The 19,756-nt window shown below is 45.3% G+C and carries 17 protein-coding genes, 2 tRNA genes and 1 pseudogene; 11 read left to right on the top strand and 9 right to left on the bottom strand.

Annotated features, from left to right (window positions below; all coding sequences use genetic code 11):
- Positions 1–330: 330 nt before the first annotated feature.
- Together BARBAKC583_RS00985 and BARBAKC583_RS00980 are read left to right on the top strand one after the other, a co-directional pair.
- The gene (locus BARBAKC583_RS00985) at positions 331–969 is read left to right on the top strand and encodes a 5-formyltetrahydrofolate cyclo-ligase (protein WP_005766037.1); all 639 of its coding nucleotides are present in this window, start codon (positions 331–333) and stop codon (positions 967–969) included.
- A 2-nt stretch (positions 970–971) separates the two neighbouring features.
- A complete protein-coding gene (locus BARBAKC583_RS00980) occupies positions 972–1,820 on the top strand; it encodes a TIGR00282 family metallophosphoesterase (protein ID WP_005766036.1) in 849 nt (282 codons plus the stop codon).
- 577 nt (positions 1,821–2,397) lie between these two features.
- Here the strand turns inward: BARBAKC583_RS00980 and murA are convergent.
- Both murA and BARBAKC583_RS06935 read right to left on the bottom strand, forming a co-directional pair.
- The gene (gene murA / locus BARBAKC583_RS00975) at positions 2,398–3,693 is read right to left on the bottom strand and encodes a UDP-N-acetylglucosamine 1-carboxyvinyltransferase (protein WP_005766034.1); all 1,296 of its coding nucleotides are present in this window, start codon (positions 3,691–3,693) and stop codon (positions 2,398–2,400) included.
- Positions 3,694–3,843: 150 nt separating this feature from the next.
- A complete protein-coding gene (locus BARBAKC583_RS06935; RefSeq protein ID WP_005766033.1) occupies positions 3,844–4,014 on the bottom strand; it encodes a hypothetical protein in 171 nt (56 codons plus the stop codon).
- A gap of 507 nt (positions 4,015–4,521) precedes the next feature.
- Here BARBAKC583_RS06935 and BARBAKC583_RS00970 point away from each other — a divergent pair.
- Positions 4,522–4,596 (top strand) — tRNA-Thr (locus BARBAKC583_RS00970).
- A 596-nt stretch (positions 4,597–5,192) separates the two neighbouring features.
- On the opposite strand, the gene BARBAKC583_RS00965 is transcribed toward BARBAKC583_RS00970, so the two are convergent.
- The 6 genes from BARBAKC583_RS00965 to BARBAKC583_RS00925 all read right to left on the bottom strand — a co-directional run bounded on the left by BARBAKC583_RS00965 (position 5,193) and on the right by BARBAKC583_RS00925 (position 8,523).
- On the bottom strand, positions 5,193–5,852 hold the full coding sequence (locus BARBAKC583_RS00965; protein ID WP_005766031.1) for a lambda exonuclease family protein: 660 nt from the start codon (positions 5,850–5,852) through the stop codon (positions 5,193–5,195).
- A gap of 408 nt (positions 5,853–6,260) precedes the next feature.
- Positions 6,261–6,461, bottom strand: coding sequence for a hypothetical protein (locus BARBAKC583_RS00950; protein WP_005766030.1), 201 nt, complete (start codon positions 6,459–6,461; stop codon positions 6,261–6,263).
- Between the two features lie 5 nt (positions 6,462–6,466).
- The gene (locus BARBAKC583_RS00945) at positions 6,467–6,655 is read right to left on the bottom strand and encodes a hypothetical protein (protein WP_005766029.1); all 189 of its coding nucleotides are present in this window, start codon (positions 6,653–6,655) and stop codon (positions 6,467–6,469) included.
- Between the two features lie 5 nt (positions 6,656–6,660).
- A complete protein-coding gene (locus tag BARBAKC583_RS00935; RefSeq protein ID WP_005766027.1) occupies positions 6,661–7,074 on the bottom strand; it encodes a hypothetical protein in 414 nt (137 codons plus the stop codon).
- Between the two features lie 310 nt (positions 7,075–7,384).
- Positions 7,385–7,699: a hypothetical protein gene (locus tag BARBAKC583_RS00930; protein ID WP_005766025.1), complete on the bottom strand. Its 315-nt coding sequence runs from the start codon at positions 7,697–7,699 to the stop codon at positions 7,385–7,387.
- A 494-nt stretch (positions 7,700–8,193) separates the two neighbouring features.
- Positions 8,194–8,523: a hypothetical protein gene (locus tag BARBAKC583_RS00925; protein ID WP_005766023.1), complete on the bottom strand. Its 330-nt coding sequence runs from the start codon at positions 8,521–8,523 to the stop codon at positions 8,194–8,196.
- A gap of 82 nt (positions 8,524–8,605) precedes the next feature.
- Here BARBAKC583_RS00925 and BARBAKC583_RS00920 point away from each other — a divergent pair, with 82 nt between their 5' ends.
- The 4 genes and pseudogenes from BARBAKC583_RS00920 to BARBAKC583_RS06735 all read left to right on the top strand — a co-directional run.
- A complete protein-coding gene (locus BARBAKC583_RS00920) occupies positions 8,606–9,622 on the top strand; it encodes a YdaU family protein (RefSeq protein WP_005766021.1) in 1,017 nt (338 codons plus the stop codon).
- Positions 9,623–10,397: 775 nt separating this feature from the next.
- Complete coding sequence (locus BARBAKC583_RS00915) at positions 10,398–12,764, top strand: toprim domain-containing protein (protein WP_005766010.1); 2,367 nt, start codon at positions 10,398–10,400, stop codon at positions 12,762–12,764.
- Positions 12,765–12,828: 64 nt separating this feature from the next.
- Positions 12,829–13,461, top strand: a complete 633-nt coding sequence (locus tag BARBAKC583_RS00910; protein WP_005766008.1) for a hypothetical protein — start codon at positions 12,829–12,831, stop codon at positions 13,459–13,461.
- A gap of 30 nt (positions 13,462–13,491) precedes the next feature.
- Positions 13,492–13,710: pseudogene (locus tag BARBAKC583_RS06735) on the top strand (hypothetical protein); the annotation flags it as partial.
- A 1,147-nt stretch (positions 13,711–14,857) separates the two neighbouring features.
- On the opposite strand, the gene BARBAKC583_RS00900 reads toward BARBAKC583_RS06735, so the two are convergent.
- Positions 14,858–14,942: transfer RNA gene (locus BARBAKC583_RS00900), tRNA-Leu, on the bottom strand.
- Between the two features lie 236 nt (positions 14,943–15,178).
- Here BARBAKC583_RS00900 and BARBAKC583_RS00895 point away from each other — a divergent pair.
- The 4 genes from BARBAKC583_RS00895 (at position 15,179) to dut (ending at position 19,279) form a co-directional block, all read left to right on the top strand.
- Entirely contained in the window at positions 15,179–15,799 is a 621-nt protein-coding gene (locus BARBAKC583_RS00895) for a YqaA family protein (protein ID WP_005766004.1), read from the top strand.
- A 12-nt stretch (positions 15,800–15,811) separates the two neighbouring features.
- Positions 15,812–16,384 (top strand): disulfide bond formation protein B, encoded by a 573-nt coding sequence (locus BARBAKC583_RS00890; RefSeq protein WP_005766002.1) that lies wholly within the window; start codon positions 15,812–15,814, stop codon positions 16,382–16,384.
- Positions 16,385–16,840: 456 nt separating this feature from the next.
- Positions 16,841–17,644: a VIT1/CCC1 transporter family protein gene (locus tag BARBAKC583_RS00885; protein WP_005766000.1), complete on the top strand. Its 804-nt coding sequence runs from the start codon at positions 16,841–16,843 to the stop codon at positions 17,642–17,644.
- A 1,080-nt stretch (positions 17,645–18,724) separates the two neighbouring features.
- Complete coding sequence (gene dut, locus BARBAKC583_RS00875) at positions 18,725–19,279, top strand: dUTP diphosphatase (protein ID WP_005765991.1); 555 nt, start codon at positions 18,725–18,727, stop codon at positions 19,277–19,279.
- Positions 19,280–19,756: the final 477 nt, after the last annotated feature.

The raw sequence follows: 19,756 nt of genomic DNA, 5'->3' as shown, positions 1-19,756 counted from the left end.
AAAACTCCTCTTACCAGCCCGACAACGTCACAATCCTGCACTCTTATACGCCTTACATAACCCTACCTCTAATCTTCTGGCCTCCACTCTTATTTTCTGTACTCTTATTTTCCGTAGTTCGCTCCTGCTTTGCTCGGAAACTCCCTTTACCAGCCTGACAACGTCACAATCCTGCACTCTTATGCGCCTTACATAATTTTACCTCTGTTTATGGGCCCTATTCCCTTTTTCTGGGACCAACCCCTGCTTTCCTGAAGCTCGCTCTTGTTTTTTGGGGTGTTTTTTGGGGAACATGTTCTTCATGCCTTGGCGATGTGAAAACAGAATGGTATGAACATTTTTATGGATGATGGATTAGCAATACCGAGAATGTCTAAAGACTCGCTTTCTATTCAATCCGTTCGGTCACACTTACGGCATCTGGGCTTTTCAGAGCGTGAGAAGCTGTCTAAGGATACTCATCGTATTTTTTCATATCGTGCCTGTTGGCATATCGCCCATACGCTTGAACAAAAAATGGGAGATATTTCTCAAATGATTGTTGCGGGCTATTGGCCAATACGATCAGAGCTCGACCCTGGTCCCTTTTTAGAATATGTTGTGTCGCGTGGTGGTCGTCTAGCTTTGCCTGCTGTCATTGATGATGAGACAATGGTTTTCCGTGCTTATTCACCGCACACACCCTTAGAGCGCGCGCGGTTTCACACCATGAGCCCAGGGGCAAGCAGTGCGGTTGTCACCCCTACATTTATACTTGTGCCTCTTTTAGCGTTTGATCGTCAGTATAACCGCCTTGGCTATGGTAAAGGCTATTATGATCGTGCCATTGCAGCATTAAAGGCAGAAGGGCACTGCATAGATTTATTTGGTTTAGGATTTTCGTGTCAGGAAGTTGAGTCTATTCCTAGCACAGAGCATGATTTGGTTTTACAAGGCATTTTTACAGAAAAAGGTTTTTTAGAGCGGTAAATATGCGGTTTTTATTTTTGGGCGACATTGTAGGTGCAACAGGCTGTGCTGCTGTATTTTATGCACTTCCTCGCCTTATTCAGCAATGGCAGCTTGATTTTGTTGTGGTGAACGGTGAAAACGCATCGCATGGTTTTGGTCTTAGCCAAGAGACCTATCATTCTCTTTTAACAGCAGGCGCAAATGTCATCACCACAGGAAACCATGCCTTTCATTGCAAGGAAGCCCTAAAATACGCCAATTATAGTGACCGTTTTTTACGCCCTGCTAATTTTATCGCGGGGACACCGGGCAAGGGTTCTGGTATTTTTACGGCTAAAAATGGCGCGCGTATTTTGGTGACCAATATTTTGGGGTCTGTTTTTATGCCCTGCACTGTGGAGAATCCTTTTACAACAGCAGACAAAATTGTCTCTAAATTTCCTTTAAAAGAAGAGACAGACGCAATTATTGTTGATTTTCATGCGGAAGCAACAAGTGAAAAGCAATGTTTTGGTCATTTTCTTGATGGCCGTGTTAGCGTTATTGTGGGCACCCATACGCATATTCCAACAGCGGATGCGCAAATTTTAGCAGGGGGCAGTGCCTATTTATCGGATGCCGGCATGTGTGGTGATTATGACTCTTCTCTTGGGATGGATAAAAAAGAACCATTGCATCGGTTTGTCTATCAAGAATCCTGTGGCTCGTATCGCCCTGCTCAGGGCCCTGCAACGCTTTGTGGCTTAGCGGTTGAAGTGTCAGACCGCACAGGCCTGGCGGAGAAGATTTCTCCTCTTCGTCTTGGCCCAAGATTAAAGACTGAAGCTCCTGATTTTTGGGAACCTCTGCCTGAAAATTTTATGCTTTAACGCTGTAGCCCCCTAACGCTTTAGCTCAAAGCTCACCCCTTTAAGCCACCCCTGCATATCCTGACCTGACACCCCTCTTCCCTTCAAAACCACCCCTCTAACCTGTCCTTCATCTCACCACCAGGGCCCCCCCATTAGAGCCACTTCAGGCCACCCTTTACTGCCTCTACCTCTGCACCCTGCCACTCAAAATACCCCGGCATCCTGACCTGACAGCCCTCTTCCCTTCAAAACCACCTCTCTAACCTGTCCTTCATCTCACCACCAGGACCCACCCCATTAGAGCCACTTCAGGCCACCCTTCAAGCTGGTCTCTACCTCTGTACTCTGCCATTCAAGCCACCCCTGCATCCTGACCTGATACCTCATACTCTCTCCTTCAAAACCACCTCTCTAACCTGTCCTTCATCTCACCATCAGGACCCACCCTACCAGGACTACTTCAGACCACCCTTCATCATACCATTCAGGGCCCCTTTAAATTAGCCATTTTTCGAGATGCGAAGGGGCCCTTCAGCAAGCGGCACAAACCGCTGCAAAGACTAATTCTTTCTGATGTAAAGGCTATTTTTCTTATTTAAGAAGTCGTGACGCGTTGAATACACGCCCCACACTGAGCTAACTTTTCTTCCAACCGTTCAAAGCCGCGATCCAGATGATAAACGCGATTAACCGTGGTTTCCCCTTCAGCAGCGAGCGCTGCAATAACGAGCGAGACAGAAGCCCGCAAATCTGTTGCCATCACTTGCGCACCTTGCAATTTATCGGTTCCGTGCACTGTTGCGGTTTTGCCCTGCAACGTGATACGCGCACCCAAACGCACCAATTCCTGCACATGCATAAAGCGATTTTCAAAAATCGTTTCTGTGATATGCGTATTTCCTTCAGCAAGGGTCATCAAAGCCATAAATTGCGCTTGCAGATCAGTTGGGAAAGCTGGGAAAGGCGCTGTCGTGATATCAACAGACTTCATTTTTTTGTGTGGATCGCGGAAAACGCGAATGCCTTCCGCTTTGATTTCAATGGAGAGCCCTGCTTTTTCAAGCACGGTGAGAACTTCTGTCAGATGTTCCGGAACAGCGTCTTGCAATAAGACATCTCCTCCAGTCATAGCGACAGCCATTGCATAAGTTCCCGCTTCAATACGATCAGGGATAACACAAACCCGCGCACCATGAAGCTTTTTGACACCATGAATGGTTAAAACATCCGTGCCTTCGCCAGAGATATCAGCTCCCATAGCTTTCAGCGCTTGCACAAGGTTGGTCACTTCCGGTTCACACGCAGCATTGTGAAGAACAGTTTTTCCTTCTGCCAACACAGCAGCCATCAGCAAAACATGCGTTCCCCCAACGGTCACTTTGGGAAAATGGTAAGAAGCCCCTTTTAAACCTTTTAGCGCTTTTGCATGCACATAGCCATTTTCGATAGCAATATCGGCACCTAAAGCTTTTAGCCCTTCAAGGATGAAATCAACAGGGCGTGTTCCAATAGCACACCCCCCTGGTAGGGAAACACAAGCCTCCTGACAGCGGGCAAGAAGCGGCCCAATCACCCAGAAGCTGGCCCGCATTTTTCTGACAAGTTCATAAGGCGCGCGTATTGTGGTGATGTTTTTTGCGGTAAAATAGATGGTTCGTGCATCGCTACACACAGTGTGGCATTGCCGTCCTTCAACAGCATAACCGATGCCATGATTGTTTAAAATCCGGATAAGACATTCAACATCTGCAAGATGAGGGACATTGTCAACAATGAGTGTTTCATCGGTAAGCAACGCAGCAATCATAAGCGGCAACGCAGCATTTTTAGCTCCAGAAATTGGAATAACCCCATTAAGGATATTACCCCCTGTAATTTTAATTGAATCCATAGATTTAATTTTATCCCTCTATTTCCCTTTGGAATCTTTCTTTTACAGCTTCTCTTTAATTTTCTGAAAATTTGGATTCTTGAGAGTATTTTTTCATAAAAATTGAAAACGAATCACTAAAATATGTGGCGCAAGATGCCGTAAAATGTATCAAACAGAAAGAGTTTTTCTAAACCCTTCTGGAGAGCGCTGTCGACTTTGCTCTTTGCGCCGTTTTAAATTATCGCGCAATTGCTTAGCAAGTCTTTGTTCTCGCTGTTTTGCTTTTTCATTTTTTCTTTGATCATCTTTGTGTGTAACGGTATTTTTATTCTTATTCATGATATTTTATGGCATGATATTTTTATGGGTTCTTTTTGTCTTTCATGGCGCAAACTCCAGCAAACACTTTGGCAAACATTTCGACAAATTCTGGCAAACTTTGTTCGCTCAAATTTTTTCGCTTAAACCCCGCTTGCTTAAGCCTCTATTTGCTTAACCTTCCTGTTCGCTTACCCCCTTTTGCGCAAACTTTCTTTGTTCACTTCAACCCTCTGTTTGCTTAACTCTCCCCTATAGGCTTAAAATTTGTGAATTTCTTATCCTTCCACCTTCCCCATTTTCATCCCTTATTTTTACCCTATTTTTAAATGAGTCAATATTCAAGAAGTCACACATTTTAAAACCCCAATTTAAGAAAATAATGAGGGGGTATTATAACGACGAATATACAGAAATAACTGATATTTTTTAACCTTTATATCATGACATAAGGAAGATTTTCTTGCAAGAGCTCTCTTGCCTATTTGGCGCCAATGTGGCACAAGGCAGCGCAAAGATTGACAAAATGCTGCGGTAGCTCAGTGGCAGAGCACTCCCTTGGTAAGGGAGAGGTCGAGAGTTCAATCCTCTCTCGCAGCACCATGTCTATTTTCTTCCCCCTGCATGCAAGCCTCATCTCTGCTTTTTTCAAGCCTCAACCTTCTTCGCAAACTCCTCCCCTTCTCACAAACTTTCTGGTTTGCTGGCTTTTGTAAATATCAAACCTTAAGCTTTCGCCTCTGCCTGTATTTACACCCATATTCATCGCCTTAAGCTCCTGCGCCTGATATCATCTCCTTAAGGCCTTCTAGCGCATCTAACCTTCCTTTTGTTCTGCTGTTTTTTCCCATTTGTGCTGAGCTTAATCTTATATGTGAGCTGCCCTCAGCTGCATGCCCTGCTAGCTTAAGTTCCTTGCAGCTTTTCGGCTCTGCTCAACAACCAATTTCGTGCCCCGCGCTTCCCCCTAGCTCAGCACCCTGTTAAAGAGTAGACCTCATCCCCGCTTTTTCCCTACCTTGCTGTCACACCCCGTGCCAAACTTCATCCCCGCTTTCCTCACAAGCCTTCAACCTTCTTTGCAAGCTTGTCTGGCTTACTGGCTCTCGCAAACTCTCCCCATTCAACTCTCTTCCTGCACTTAAATCCGCACAGAGCTGCTCCTTCACAAACTCAGCACCCTGCTAAAATAGTAGACCTCATCCCCTGATTGTTTCATATTTTCTGAAAATATCCTGGCTCCTTTCGCCAACCTGCTTGATCGCCTGCACCATTCTTTCCAGAGCTTCATTAAAACGATTAATCTCATTGTCTAGCTTACGAATATAGACTTCATCACGATAAGCGCGTTTGATCAAAGGGGGCATCCCCGGCCAATAAAGCATCAAATCCACCCATTCGCGTTGCGCAATCCATAATCCTCCCTGACACTGGGCTTTATGCTCAACAGGAAATATATTTTGATAAAAATGCGGGATTAGAATTTCAGGCTTTTTTGTTTTAATTTCCAGCAGTCCATTTGCCCCGATAAGCGCATCGGGTGAAAATCCTTTTCTACGGTCATCCGCTAAGAGAAACCCAACACATTCAGGCTCTGTGTTGGTGAGCGTTGCATAAAGCTGGCGAGCTGTTGGTTCTAATTCTGTACCGCGGCGCATTGGCACAGTTGTTCCCTCGTCAACAATTTTGCCGGTAATTCTTTCCCCAGCAAGCTTCATCATCACAGAATGATATTTTTGGGATCGTTGCCCATCTTTTTTCCGTGCGATAACCATTTCAAACACAGAAGCAGTTATCACCCCCCTGCGGACTTGGCGCCATTCCTCTGTTCCTTGCTGACATTCGACGCGTATGGGCATTGTCTTACTCCCTGATAAAATTCCTCTCCAGTGGGCATACCATGCCCCACATTCTTGCAGGCCCATTACCTGCAACATTCTCAAGCCCCCCTTCTTGCAAGCCTAACTTTATCGCAAGGCCCATTTGCTCGCACACTTAATCTCCCTTTTCACAAAGCCCCTTCTTGCAAGCCAAACGCCCTCTTCTCACCAATCCTTCCCTTCTCACCAGCTCAGCCCCACCTTACCAGAAAGCTCAGCCCTCCCTTCTCACCAGCCTAGCCCCAACCTTACCAAAAAGCTCAGATTCCCTTATTACAAGCCACTTACCCGCGGCTCCTTATCTCAAACCTAGCTCTCTTTATTGGCAAAGCTTATGCTCCCTCCCTTCGCAAGCCTCCCTTCCTTTACCCAGAGCCCTCATGCTTTTTAAGAAACACTTTCTATCTCGAAGAGATCAAAAAAATCATAGAGATCATAAGCCAAGGCCTGCACAGTACCTTCTGCCTCTTTTTGTGAAGGGAAGAGAAAGGCCTGATGTTTTTGTGGATCAAGCTGGATAGTGCCGTGCTGTCTGCCTACGTAATAAAGGGGCACCCCATAAGCAAGGGTCATAAGATAACTTTGCATAGTCTTTATCCCTCCTGCTCATCAAAAAAATCATAGAGATCATAAGCCAAGGCCTGCACAGCACCTTCTGCCTCTTTTTGTGAAGGGAAGAGAAAGGCCTGATGTTTTTGTGGATCAAGCTGGATAGTGCCGCGCTGTCTGCCCACGTCATAAAGGGGCACCCCATAAGCAAGGGTCATAAGATAGCTTTGCATAGTCTTTATCCCTCCTGCTCATCAAAAAGATGATCATAGGCCGACAAAACATCACTAAAGCGGAGACGATGCTGTTGTTCATAAGAGCCATACAGCGTATCATGATAAGCTTGTTTATTTTGTTGCTCTAAATAATCGTGATAGGCTTCACTATTTACAATGAAGGGCTGCAGAGACTCTGTCTTTTCAGCCATGTCAGAAAGCGCAACATAGATATCGGCGACACTTTCACTGACATCATCGGCATGGAGCGTTGTTAAATCAAGCCGCAAAAGCCTTTGCACAGCCTCTCGATTATCGACCAAATCAAGCACCTCTTCGGAATTTTCAATGGGCCCAATATAGAGATCGCCCTCTTCATCATCACAGAGAATAATGAGAATTTCATCCTCTTTAACGAACGGTATATGTTTGATCATTTTTTCCCCCTTAGATGGTAATAAAACGCAGCTTTAGTCTTGACATGGTCAAATATAGCTTTAGTCTTATCTCCTCTATGGGAGAGATGTCAATCAATTTTATCCTTTTAAAAGGATATTTTTCAATTTATCAGACATCCAAATAGCTTTGTAAGAATGAAAATATCCTACACCTTATTCTCTACTGTGCTGTTATAATTCCTATTGTTTCTAATCACAGCAACCCAAACGGGGGGGAAAGCTAAAATGAATGATTCCGATTTACTTAACCATTGGAAAACTCTTGATGCCACAAAGAAAAGAGCACTTCTTATTTTACTTCGTCATTTGGTTTGCGCAAAAGCGTCAAAATCGCCTGTCGTTCCTCGGAAGAGATCTTTGAAATCAACTCGATAAATTCTTGATCTTCTGTGCTGGCAGCTTGCCCGTAAAGAATGTATCCCATACTAACATCAATTGTTTTACAGACATCAGAAAGGGATTCAATCGTTGGATCTTTTCCTTCAGATAAGATAGAGTGAAGGTAGCCTGCTCCCTTTCCAGCTGAGAGAGAAATGGACCGTTTTGACCGTCCACTTTTTTTGAGCACTTCACTCAATCTTTGACGCCAACCATCAATATTCATCATTTCATCCTATAGCCTGTCTAAAAAAATACATATTGTTTTATAAATTTATCTTGCAATATCCTCTAAAAAGGATATACATTTATAGGACACATTATTATTTTCGGGGGGGAACTGCACTTTATTTGATTAACCAACCATTTATCACCCTAAAGGATGCAGACAGGCGCTCCCAAAAACTCGCGTGTCCTCACTTTGTATTCTTTGTCCTTTGCTGTTTTGCAATTTAAAGTTGCACAACGATATACTCATAAGCGTATAGAATTGCACTCACAGGGTCTAATGAAAAATAAGATTATTTAACAGAACAAATTGCAACAAAAGCAAAGCAAACCAGAAACATCTTACGAAATGGTAAACTTTTCCTGCATCTCCCGCAGACATAAAAAGACATAAAAACATCATTTAAGGTTTTTTATCTGAATAGAAATGGATGAAACAATAAGAAAGTTGATTTGCACCATGGACAAAACCTCTTCGCGAGACACAGCCCATCAACAAGCCCTTTGCACTGCAACCTTATCCTCAACAACCGTTCCTTCTTCGGGGTTATTTTTTTCGGAAGCAGTTGCAGCGGTGTCTTTAGCACCTCTATCCGCTCCAGCAACAGCATCCCCAGTTGCCTCATCTGCTCCAGCATCCGCTCCTCTCCCAGCCGCTTCCCCTGTTGCCCCATCCGCTTTAGAAACAGCACCTTTATCTCCTGCTGTTACACCTCCAGTTGCTCCATCTTCATCCTCTGCGATCTCATCTCCGGCGTCCCCAGCACCTGCATCCGCTCCTCTCCTAGCCGCTTCCCCTGTTACCACAACCTCATCCTCCATAAAAGAAACACCGCATTATGAATCCTCCATTCTTCCCTATGTCTGTTGGTATCAAAATGATTTTCTAGGGGGTGTCCGTGGTATGCGTGCGCATGAAATTGGTATTTATACCATTTTACTCAATGAAATGTATGCCAGAGGCCACCCCCTAGACCTCTCAACACAAAGATTAGCACGGCTTTGTGGGTGTGACAAACGCACCTTTCTCAGCGCACTCAATATTCTGATCGCAGAAGGCAAGATCATCCCTCTCGCCAATGGCTTATGGAATAAGCGCTGTGACAGTATCTTTCGTGAGCGCGCAAAATTACTGGAGCAAAAATCATTGGCTGGCCGTTCTTCAGCGCAAAAACGTAAGAAAATCAATGCAACACCACAACAGCTGCTCAACACATGCAGAACAGATGAACCCTATAACTCAGAAGCTCAGAAGAAAGAAAAAGAAACACCTAACGGTGTTTCACAAAAGCAACAAGACAAGGCTTCCCTCTCGGCAGACAATTCCTCCTCCTATGCCCTCTACTGTGCTCCCTCATGCTCTTCTCCCTCTTTATCTTCTGCCCCTTCTCAAGAGCCCATACCAACAGCCTCAACACCTGTTATGGGTCCAACACTTGCTACAACTTCAAAAATTTTCACAAGCCAAACACTTATGACAACCCCAACACCTGTCACAAGCTCACCATCTGTTATAAGCCCAACATGTCTGGAAAGTCCGATAATTTCTGAAAATTCTGCTCTTCCTCCAAAGCGTTCTGCTCGTAAAGGATGCTTAAGAGGCCATCGTCTTCCCGCAGATTGGCAAGCTGATATCAGCATGGCCATGACTGAAGGGTTGAGCGAAGAGCAAGCCCGTTGGCAAGAGAAGAAATTTCGCGACTATTGGCAAGCCAAAAGCGGCAAAGAAGCGCTTAAAGTGGATTGGTCAGCCACATGGCGCAACTGGTGCCGTTATGAGATTGAGCGGTTAAGAGACACACAGGACACGCGTTATCCCACGCCCTCTCTTCCCCGTGTCCCTTCTCATCAAACAAATCGTCATACAGGGGAAGAAAGCTTTTACCAAAGCCTAATCAATTATCCAAACCAGAAACCATAACCCCATCATCACCAACAATGAAAACCCATTCACGCACTAACCACAAAAATTCACTACACTCATGGCCCAACGACACCACACCCATCTCACTCATCAGCAATTATAGCAACCCACTTACACCACACCCATTCACACTAACGATACAGATCTAATTACATTCTCATCAGAAACACACTCATCAGGGGGGAGACCATGAGCACACTAACCACAAAAATCCACTACACTCATGGCCCAACGACACCGCACCCATTCACTCATCAGAAACTATAGCAACCTACTTACACCATAACCCATTTACACTAACGATACAGATCTAATCACATTCTCATCAGGAACACACTCATCAGGGGGAGACCATGAGCACACTAACCACAAAAATCCACTACACGCATGGCCCAACGACACCACACCCATTTACTCACCAGAAACCACAGCCACCCACTTACACCACAACCTATTCACTCATCAGCAACCATAGCCACCTGCTTACACCGCACTCATTCACACTAACGATGCAGATCTAATCACATTCTCATCAGGAACACATTCTCATCAGGGGGAGACCATGAGAACACTAACCACAAAAATTCACTACACGCATGGCCCAACGACCCGCACCCATTCACTCACCAGCAACTATAGCCACCCACTTACACCACAACCCATCTCACTCATTAGGCAACCATAACCACCTACTTACACCGCACTCATTCACACTAACGATGCAGATCTAATCACATTCTCATCAGGAACACATTCTCGTCAGGGGGAGACCATGAGCACACTTATTGAGGTTAAACAAAAACTTTTGCTTTACGTGCAAGCTATTGCTGAAATGCTTCTTCCGCAAGGGCGAAAAAAGGGCAATGCTTGGATCATCGGCAATATCCACGGGGAAGCAGGGCAAAGTTTATCGCTCTGTTTAAGCGGTAGCAAAGCAGGCCTGTGGTATGATTTTGCTGAGGGAATTGGGGGAGATCTGTTAGATCTCTGGTGTGCAGTAAAAGGCATCCCCCTCTCGGCGGCATTAGAGGAAGCCCGCGCTTATCTTAATCTTTCCCGCCCAAAACCCTTTATGGCGCCACGCCGCACTTATTGTCTTCCGCCTCCACCAAAAGGTCACGACCCTAGCGGTGTGGTGAAGAGCTATTTGCACCATGAACGGCGTATACCCCTAGAGATCTTAGCGCGTTACCGCATTAAGGAAGAGGGCAATAGCATCCTTTTTCCTTTTTATAAGCCCGATGGCACACTGGCCATGGTGAAAGCCCGGCGCGCCGAAGCAGGAGCCAAAGCTAAACCTACCACCGCGCAGTGTGAGCCGATTTTATTTGGCTGGCAAGCCCTCTTCCCTGCTTCACAACCTGCTTCGCAGGATCCTTTGGGTGATCTCTCTTCCCGACCTGCACAGGCCCTATCATCCTCACCGGCTTCGCAGGTTTCGTTACAGGCCTCCTCGCAAGCCTTAACTTCCTCACCGGCCTCGCAAGCCCCCCTGGGTAACCTTTCTTCCCGACCTGCACAGGCCCCATCATCCTCACCGGCTTCGCAAGTTTCGTTACAGACCTCCTCGCAAGCCTTAACTTCCTCACCGGCCTCGCAAGCCCCCCTGGGTAACCTTTCTTCCCGATCTGCACAGGCCCCATCATCCTCACCGGCCTCGCAGACCTCTTCGCCGGCCTCGCAAGCCCCTTTGAGTGACCGTGTCTTTCCACTAACGCAGGCTCCTTTGAATGACCTTTCTTCCTTATCTGTGCAAACCTCCCCGCAGACCTCCATAAAAAAACCTGCAACGCAAACCTCCTCACCACTCCTACCAACGCAGGCCTCCTCACCAGCCTCGCAGGCCCTTTTGAGTGACCGTGCCTTTCCACCAACGCAGAATGCAAAGCAGGCGCGTGATCTTGTCATCACTGAAGGGGAAATTGATGCCCTCTCTTTGGCAGCTTATGGATATCCGGCTTTATCTCTTCCCTTTGGAGGAGGTAAAGGGGGCAAACATGCCTGGATTGAGCAAGAATTTGATCATTTAGAGATTTTTGAAAAAATTTATCTCGCAACCGATATGGACCCACCGGGAGAAGAAGCCGCTCTGGCCATTGCTAACCGGCTTGGACGCCACCGTTGTTACCGAGTGTGTCTGCCCTATAAGGATGCAAATGATTGTTTAACCGCAGGCCTAGATGCCGCCACCATAGCGCAAGCCTTTGCAAAAGCAAAAAGCTTCGCGCCGGAAGGGTTGCACCGTGCCTCTGATTATAAGGAAAAAGTGCTGGAACTCTTTTGGCCAAACCCAGAACAGCATGTGGGCTATAGCGTGCCTTACCCGAAGTTAGAGGGAAAATTATCATTTCGGCCAGCAGAATTAACCTTGTGGAGTGGCGCCAGTGGGGCCGGCAAAAGCCAGCTGTTGTCAGACTGTATCCCCCATTGGATCGCACAAGAAAGCCGCCTTTGCTTAGCCTCTTTAGAAATGAAAGGAGAGCAATCTTTGCGTCGTCTTATCAAACAAACAGGGGGAACCAGCCACCCGACAAAAGAAAAAATTGAACAGATTTTGCATTTTCTTGATCACGGTCTCATTTTGTACGAACATGTAGGCAAATCAAATGTTGAAACTCTTCTTGATGTGTTTGACTATTGCCGTGCCAAATATGGCTGCGACCAATTTATTATCGACAGTTTGATGCGACTTGGCATCGCCGCTGATGACTATACCGGGCAGGAACAAGCGGTCTATAAAATAGTAGACTGGGCTGTTTTAAACGCTGTGCACGTTCACCTTGTTGCCCATGCGCGCAAAAGCGGTGTCGACAAAGATATCCCCGGCACAGAAGATATCAAAGGCGCTTCAGAAATTGGCGCCAATGCGTTTAACATTATCACCATTTGGCGCAACCGCCCTTTAGAAGACAAAATTTTTGCCACACAACAGCTACATGAAAAAGCAGAATTAACCAAACGCCCCGGCGTGGTGATGAATATCGCCAAACAACGCTCCGGTGATTTTGAAGGCAAAGTCGGCCTGTGGTTTGATCCACAAAGCTACCGTTATCGCTGTTCACCAGAAGAAACGCCATGGTTGCGCCGCTATCTTGCAGATGCCTCTCCTCGCGGCCTCACCCCTAACCCTGTGCATTAGGTGCACAGGCCACACCCGCTTTCCAAACACACAAAAATTAATGATCTTTTTTCAGGAGAATCCCATGAAGAAACACGCTCATTCTGTAAAAACACCGCAACAAAAAAAGCAAGATGTCACGCATTCAAAGCAAAATGTCGCACAATCTTTGAAAAAAACAGGCAAATCCTCTCAAAATCCAGGCAAATCCTCTCAAAATCTCGGGTCTTTGAAAACACAGGCTATCGCCATTGAAACGAGCAACCCATATTTCCAACCAGCGTATAAAGAGAGTTCCAGAAACCCCCGCACCATCATAGCCATAGCCGATGCGTATAGCCGCCCCATTGCCCTGTTATATGCCAAAGGGCATATCAGCCGAGCGCAATATAAAGCAGCAGAACATTTCTATAAATATTGGTACCAAATACAAGGACAAGCGCATATGGGCTTTGATTTTACCCGGCAAAAGGTTGACGGCAATCCCCCTTATCAAGGTAAGATCGAGTCCCAGATAGAAGCAGCCAAACAGCTACGAGAGATCAAAATTCAACTTGGAATTCTCGGTTATGCCCTGGTTGAGCAAGTGGTCGGTTATGGCCTATCGATCAAAGAATTAAATCCTGTCAAACGCAAACAAAACTCCCTAGCGGATCATTTGCGCGACTGTTTGGACTTGATGGCACTTCATTGGGGCTATGTGAAAGCAAAGTCTTAAAAAAAACTGCACATAGGCTTTTCTTAAATGAACGTCCTGCAGAAAATCCACAAAAAATATGGAATTCTCGGCTATGCCCTGGTTGAGCAAGTGGTCGGTTATGGCCTATCGATCAAAGAATTAAACTCTGTCAAACGCAAGCAAAACTCCCTAGCGGATCATTCGCGCGACTGTTTGGACTTGATGGCACTTCATTGGGGCTATGTGAAAGCAAAGTCTTTAAAAAAACCGCACATAGGCTTTTCTTAAATGAACTTCCTGCAGAAAATCCACAAAAAATGTCGTCATGTTAAAATTGCAAAATCTCCAAGGACTCAAATCCCTCATACCAATCTTCAAGGATTCAAATCCCCACATTAATCCCCGGTAAAAATCCCTCATACTAAAATCATCAGGCATTAAATCCCCCATATCAATTTTCCAAGTATGAAATCCTCCCATAGATGATTTATGCGTTGCAAGTTAACGCATAAGCAGGAAGAGCCTGCGCAGCAAAGTTTCATCAGACTCGCATTAACAAAGAAAAACTAACTAGAAAGCTTAAACCGGGGAATGAGTTGAGAACAGGCATTAAATCCCCCATATCAATTTTCCAAGTATGAAATCCTCCTATAGATGATTTATGCGTTGCAAGTTAACGCATAAGCAGGAAGAGCCTGCGCAGCAAAGTTTCATCAGGCTCGCATTAACAAAGAAAAACTAACTAGAAAGCTTAAACCGGGGAATAAGTTGAGAACAGGCATTAAATCCCCCATACCAATTTTCCAAGTATGAAATCCTCCCATAGATGATTTATGCGTTGCAAGTTAACGCATAAGCAGGAAGAGCCTGCGCAGCAAAATTTCATCAGACTCGCATTAACAAAGAAAAACTAACTAGAAAGCTTAAACCGGGGAATGAGTTGAGAACAGGCATTAAATCCCCCATATCAATTTTCCAAGTATGAAATCCTCCTATAGATGATTTATGCGTTGCAAGTTAACGCATAAGCAGGAAGAGCCTGCGCAGCAAAGTTTCATCAGGCTCGCATTAACAAAGAAAAACTAACTAGAAAGCTTAAACCGGGGAATAAGTTGAGAACAGGCATTAAATCCCCCATACCAATTTTCCAAGTATGAAATCCTCCCATAGATGATTTATGCGTTGCAAGTTAACGCATAAGCAGGAAGAGCCTGCGCAGCAAAATTTCATCAGACTCGCATTAACAAAGAAAAACTAACTAGAAAGCTTAAACCGGGGAATAAGTTGAGAAAAAATAAGCTCACGTCAATTACGGTCTTGTTTGATATGCAGGGCCATTCAATGCATAAGCCCCTTTAATATACAGGAATACACGAGGCCCACTCAACAGACCACTCACTCCATATACCGCTTACAAGATAGCACTTACGGGCACTGGTGCGGGTGGTCGGACTCGAACCGACACTCCTCTCGGAACCAGATTTTGAGTCTGGCGCGTCTACCAGTTCCACCACACCCGCATGCAATGCTCAAGAGTATAGCACCGTTAGACTTGTACTCTTTGACCTTGCACTATATGAAGAATGGTAGATTCGTCAACAGGTGCATTCTATTTTTTACAAAATGGGCCACAGTTTTGATCTCTGTTGTTTTCTCCAGGGTTCAATTTTCACAAGTTTCTCTCTATAGAAACACTCTTTGGAGGGAACATCTGTTGGATCAAAATTTTTAACCTACAACAGAGAATTTGACTTTTATGAACATAAAACAAAACATAAAAAGATTAAAAAATTGGACAATTTCTTTAGGAACACGGCGGACAGCTTCCTATTGGCTTGGCTTCATTGTGTTTATTGAAAGTTCTTTTTTCCCTGTCCCGGGGGATGTATTATACATTCCGATGTCGCTTCTTCGCCCTAAAAAAGCCTATCATTACGCATTTATCGCGACAGTTTGTTCTATTTTGGGCGGCATTTTGGGCTGGTATATTGGCGCCTATGCCTATGATAGCATCGCCAGACCCGTCTTAGAATTTTATGACAAATATGACTATTTTCAAGCTCTACAAACCCATATCACACAGGAAATGCTTGTGGTTTGCATCTTTCTTTCAGGGTTGTTTCACATCCCCCCCATCAAGATGACCACACTTTTTGCAGGTGCAATGGACATTCCTCTTTGGCTCTTTGCCACCACATCTTTGATCGCCCGTGGTGCTCGTTTTTATTTTTTCGCGTGGCTTATTCAACGTTTTGGCTCGCAAGTGCTTTCCTTTATATCGAAACAGTGGAAATGGGTCTTATTCACTGGTTTAATTGCTTTTGGATTGATTTATGGGCTTTTTTCTACTGTTTTGAAATATTATCTCAATTTTTAAAGACAATAAGCCATGGTTCCTTTTTTATCCCTGCCCTCTTTTTTGCATAAACATCTTTACCAAACACAAAGCAATAAAGAACGATGTTTTTGGGCGTTATGCCTTACTCTCAGTCTCTTAGTCACTGTGGGTCTGGCTCTTGGTTTTGAATATATTGGGGGGTATCTCCCATGTTCTTTATGCCTTATTGAGCGCTTGCCTTATTACAGTGCTCTTGTTTTTTTGGGCACCGCCAGCCTATGGGCATGGTTTGTCAAAACATCTTGCTGGGTAAGGTTTTTGTTTTTATGTGTTGGGGGGATCATGGCCTGTAGCCTTGGCTTAGCGATCTATCATGTGGGGATTGAATATCAACTTTGGCCTGCGCCAACCAGTTGTGGCGTAGGGGCAACAAGGCTCACCACAAATGCCAACCACTTATTGCATCACTTAAACAATATCCAACCACCTTCTTGTTCGCAAGCTCCAGGGCATTTTCTCTTTTTATCCTTTGCAGGATGGAACGCCGTAGCAAGCCTGTTTTATATGCTGCTTAGCCTTTTTGTTGCCTCAAAGGGGATGTTATCAAAACGCAAAATAGCATAAAATCCTGCGCTTAAAGAGCAACATCCCACACATAAAAAGGTGCTGCAATCCACAGGATATACGCGCTACATCCACAAACTATGCCACATCGCATCCACAAGCCATGCACAACATACCCACAACCCTCCATGAGAACCTCCCATTACAGCCATCCATTATGGCCCTTATCATGGCCCCCTCCATGGCCCCTGTCACAGTTCTCCATCATATCTTCCATCACTTTACACCTTTCACTCATAATCCCTCTCCATGACAGCTCTATCTCCCTTATATTATAGCCCTCATTACGGCCATTTTCTCCCTTACACTCCCCCCATCACAACTCTTGTCCCCTCTCTTGCACAGCAACAAAACACAGAGTTTCTTACCTTATCACACAGAAAATTCTGATTTCGGATTGACTTTTATTTTTGATGCTTTATGTTTTAGAATAATTCTAAATTACAAAGGTCTGTTATGTTTGAAGCCCTTTTTTCACTGTTGAAACGCAAATTCTCTACCTCTTACACAGACTCTCATGCTTTAACAGTGACAGGACCTTGTGCAACCCTTTATTGCTACAGCAATAGCCAAGCACCACTGCAGCTGTCTTGCCCTTTAAAAGCAACCTTCCCTGCCAATACGAAGGATCATTCCTCGCAGCATCATCAACGCTGTCAGTGTTTTTCTTGTAAAAATTATGTAAAAATTTTAGAGTCATGGCTTCCTGAAGCCTCTCCTGCATCGGTACCAGCTATACAAGCAGCCTATGCAGAAGGAGCAAAGCCAACAGACCCTATCCATTCGTCACCCAAATATCGGCAACGATTGTTAACATGGATCCAACCTGGCCTTGCGGGTTTAATGGATGGATCTGTTTCTACTCTGGCGCCAATTTTTGCTGCAGCTTTTGCCACGGGTGACACTCATAAAACCTTTTTAATAGGCCTTTCTGCTTCCATTGGGGCGGGTCTTTCCATGGGGTTTACAGAAGCCGCCCACGATGATGGCAAATTATCCGGGCGCGGCTCACCACTGAAAAGAGGCATCGCCAACGGCATCATGACAACGCTGGGTGGGCTGGGCCATACATTGCCTTATTTGCTTTCCTCTTTTTACGCGGCAACAATTCTTGCGCTTATTATTGTGTTTTTTGAATTATGGGCCATTGTTTGGATTCAAAATAAATTTATGGCAACACCTTTTTGGCGTGCTTCCCTACAGGTGATTGTTGGTGGTATTTTGGTCTTTGCGACCGGTATTTTGATTGGCAGTGCATAAATCTGGAAGAGGAAGCAAGGTTCTCCGCTTAAGCCATGCCTTGCTCTTCTCCTCTTGAGGCCGTGCCTCACATGGTGTTACCTCTCACTCTTCTCCGCTCACCTCACCGCCACCATCTTTTTGTCCTTTAGGACATACCTTTCTCCTTCTGAAGTTATGCGTCATACCAGCCATGTTCCTGCCCTTTCAGGCTTCATGCCACCATTTTTTTCCCCTTAGGCATGCTCCCACCAACGTCTTCTCGCCCTCTTAAGATAGCCCACTTCATATTGCCTCTCACTCTTCTCTGTCCCCTCACACACAACATCTTTTTGCTCTTTAAGACGTGTCTTACATTTCCTCTTCTTCAGTCAAACTTCATACCAACATTTTTTACCTTCTGAAGCCACATCTTTCCTCCATCCTCTCAGGCCATGACTCATGCAAATAGGCCATGCCGTATGCAAAGGTCTTCTTCTTCTCTTAGGCTGAGCCCTGTTCTTCTTCCTCTCTCTTAATCCGTGCTCTGCACCAGCTGCCTTCTTAAACCGTTCCTTCTTCATCCTTTTAAGAAAGCTTCACTCTAATATCTTCTTGCCATTTAGGCATGCCCCTACCAACGTCTTCTCACTTTCTCAAGAAGTCTCACATAATGTTGCCTCTCACTCTTCCCTGCCCCCTCACTGCCACCATCTTTGCGCCCTTTAGGACATGCCTTTTCCCCTCGTAAGACGTGCCTCACATCAGCTGCGTCCCTACCCTTTCATGGCCTCACACCCAACATCTTCTCCTCCCTTTCTACGCCAACATCTTCTTGCCATTTAGGCTGCTCCTTGCCTTTCTCCCTCTTAAGCCATACTTGCTTGCTCTTCCCTCTTTTGGGCCAAGTGTTACACCACCATCTTCTTGGTGGAATTTTGGTTTTTATTACAGACATTTTTTTGGTAACGTATATACTGCGAAGTATAGCTCATCGCGTGGGGTGCACCTTTAGTGGAGCACAGCTCATCCCATAGAGTGCGCCCTTTATCGGCTTGTTTTTTAAAAACATGCTGGTGTTAACATTTCGTCTGTTTTTTACTGTTTTGGAAATCTTTTGCCATGTCTGATCATCATCCCCACATGTCTTTGCAAGACGCACACAATTCTTCCTCTCCATCGCAAAAATTACCTTTATGGGTTCAATGCCTTGAACATGGACAAGGTCTAGGACTTCCCCATTATGCCACAGAAGGCTCAGCAGGTCTTGATCTACGGGCCGCGCTTCCTGAAAATGAGAGCATCACACTCTCCCCTGGGCAGCGGGCTCTTATCCCCACAGGTCTTATTTTTCATCTCTCCCCTGGTTTTGAAGCACAAATACGCCCACGCTCTGGCTTAGCTTTAAAGAATGGCATCACCTGCCTCAACACCCCAGGCACGATTGATAGTGATTACCGTGGTGAGGTAAAAGTGTTGCTGATCAATTTAGGCCAAGAAGACTTTATCATTGAACGTGGAATGCGCATTGCCCAAACGGTCATCGCTCCTGTGACTCAGGTGGAAGTTCGCCTGCTGGACCCAAATTCAGATCTTACCTCTTCTCAAACAGATCTTAGCAATCAACCTAACACAGGGCGCGGCACTGGCGGCTTTGGTTCAACAGGGCAGAAATAATATAAATCTATAATAAAAATCACGATGATAGTGATGGTGCGCTTTGCACCATCCATCTCTGCTATCTATTCCTCTCCCCCATCGGATTCTCCATGCACAAACATCTATGTGCTCACCTTTATGCGTATTTATGCGTAAATGCCTTGTAACACACTCTTAAATACCTGCCAGCATAAGGCTGAAACACTTGCACCTATAGCCCCATCACTATGCAAGGCTTGATCATCCCCTTACAAAGCCCAACACTCTCCATGACCCAACACTCTCCATGAAAAGACAGAAGCTGAGCATCAAGCCTATACGTCCTCACCCTATGGCACCTATATTCACACAACTCTATACGCCGGCTTCTGCCCCCATCGCATGCACTTACATTTACGCACGCGCTCCATGCGCGCAACGACTAAGCACACCTCCCCCCATACAGCACGAACATGGATACCCTCACCTTCATGCATGTAACTCCAGAGACATGGC

Source organism: Bartonella bacilliformis KC583, assembly GCF_000015445.1.
Classification (GTDB): Bacteria; Pseudomonadota; Alphaproteobacteria; order Rhizobiales; family Rhizobiaceae; genus Bartonella; species Bartonella bacilliformis.
This window is presented reverse-complemented; position numbering and strand designations above follow the sequence as displayed.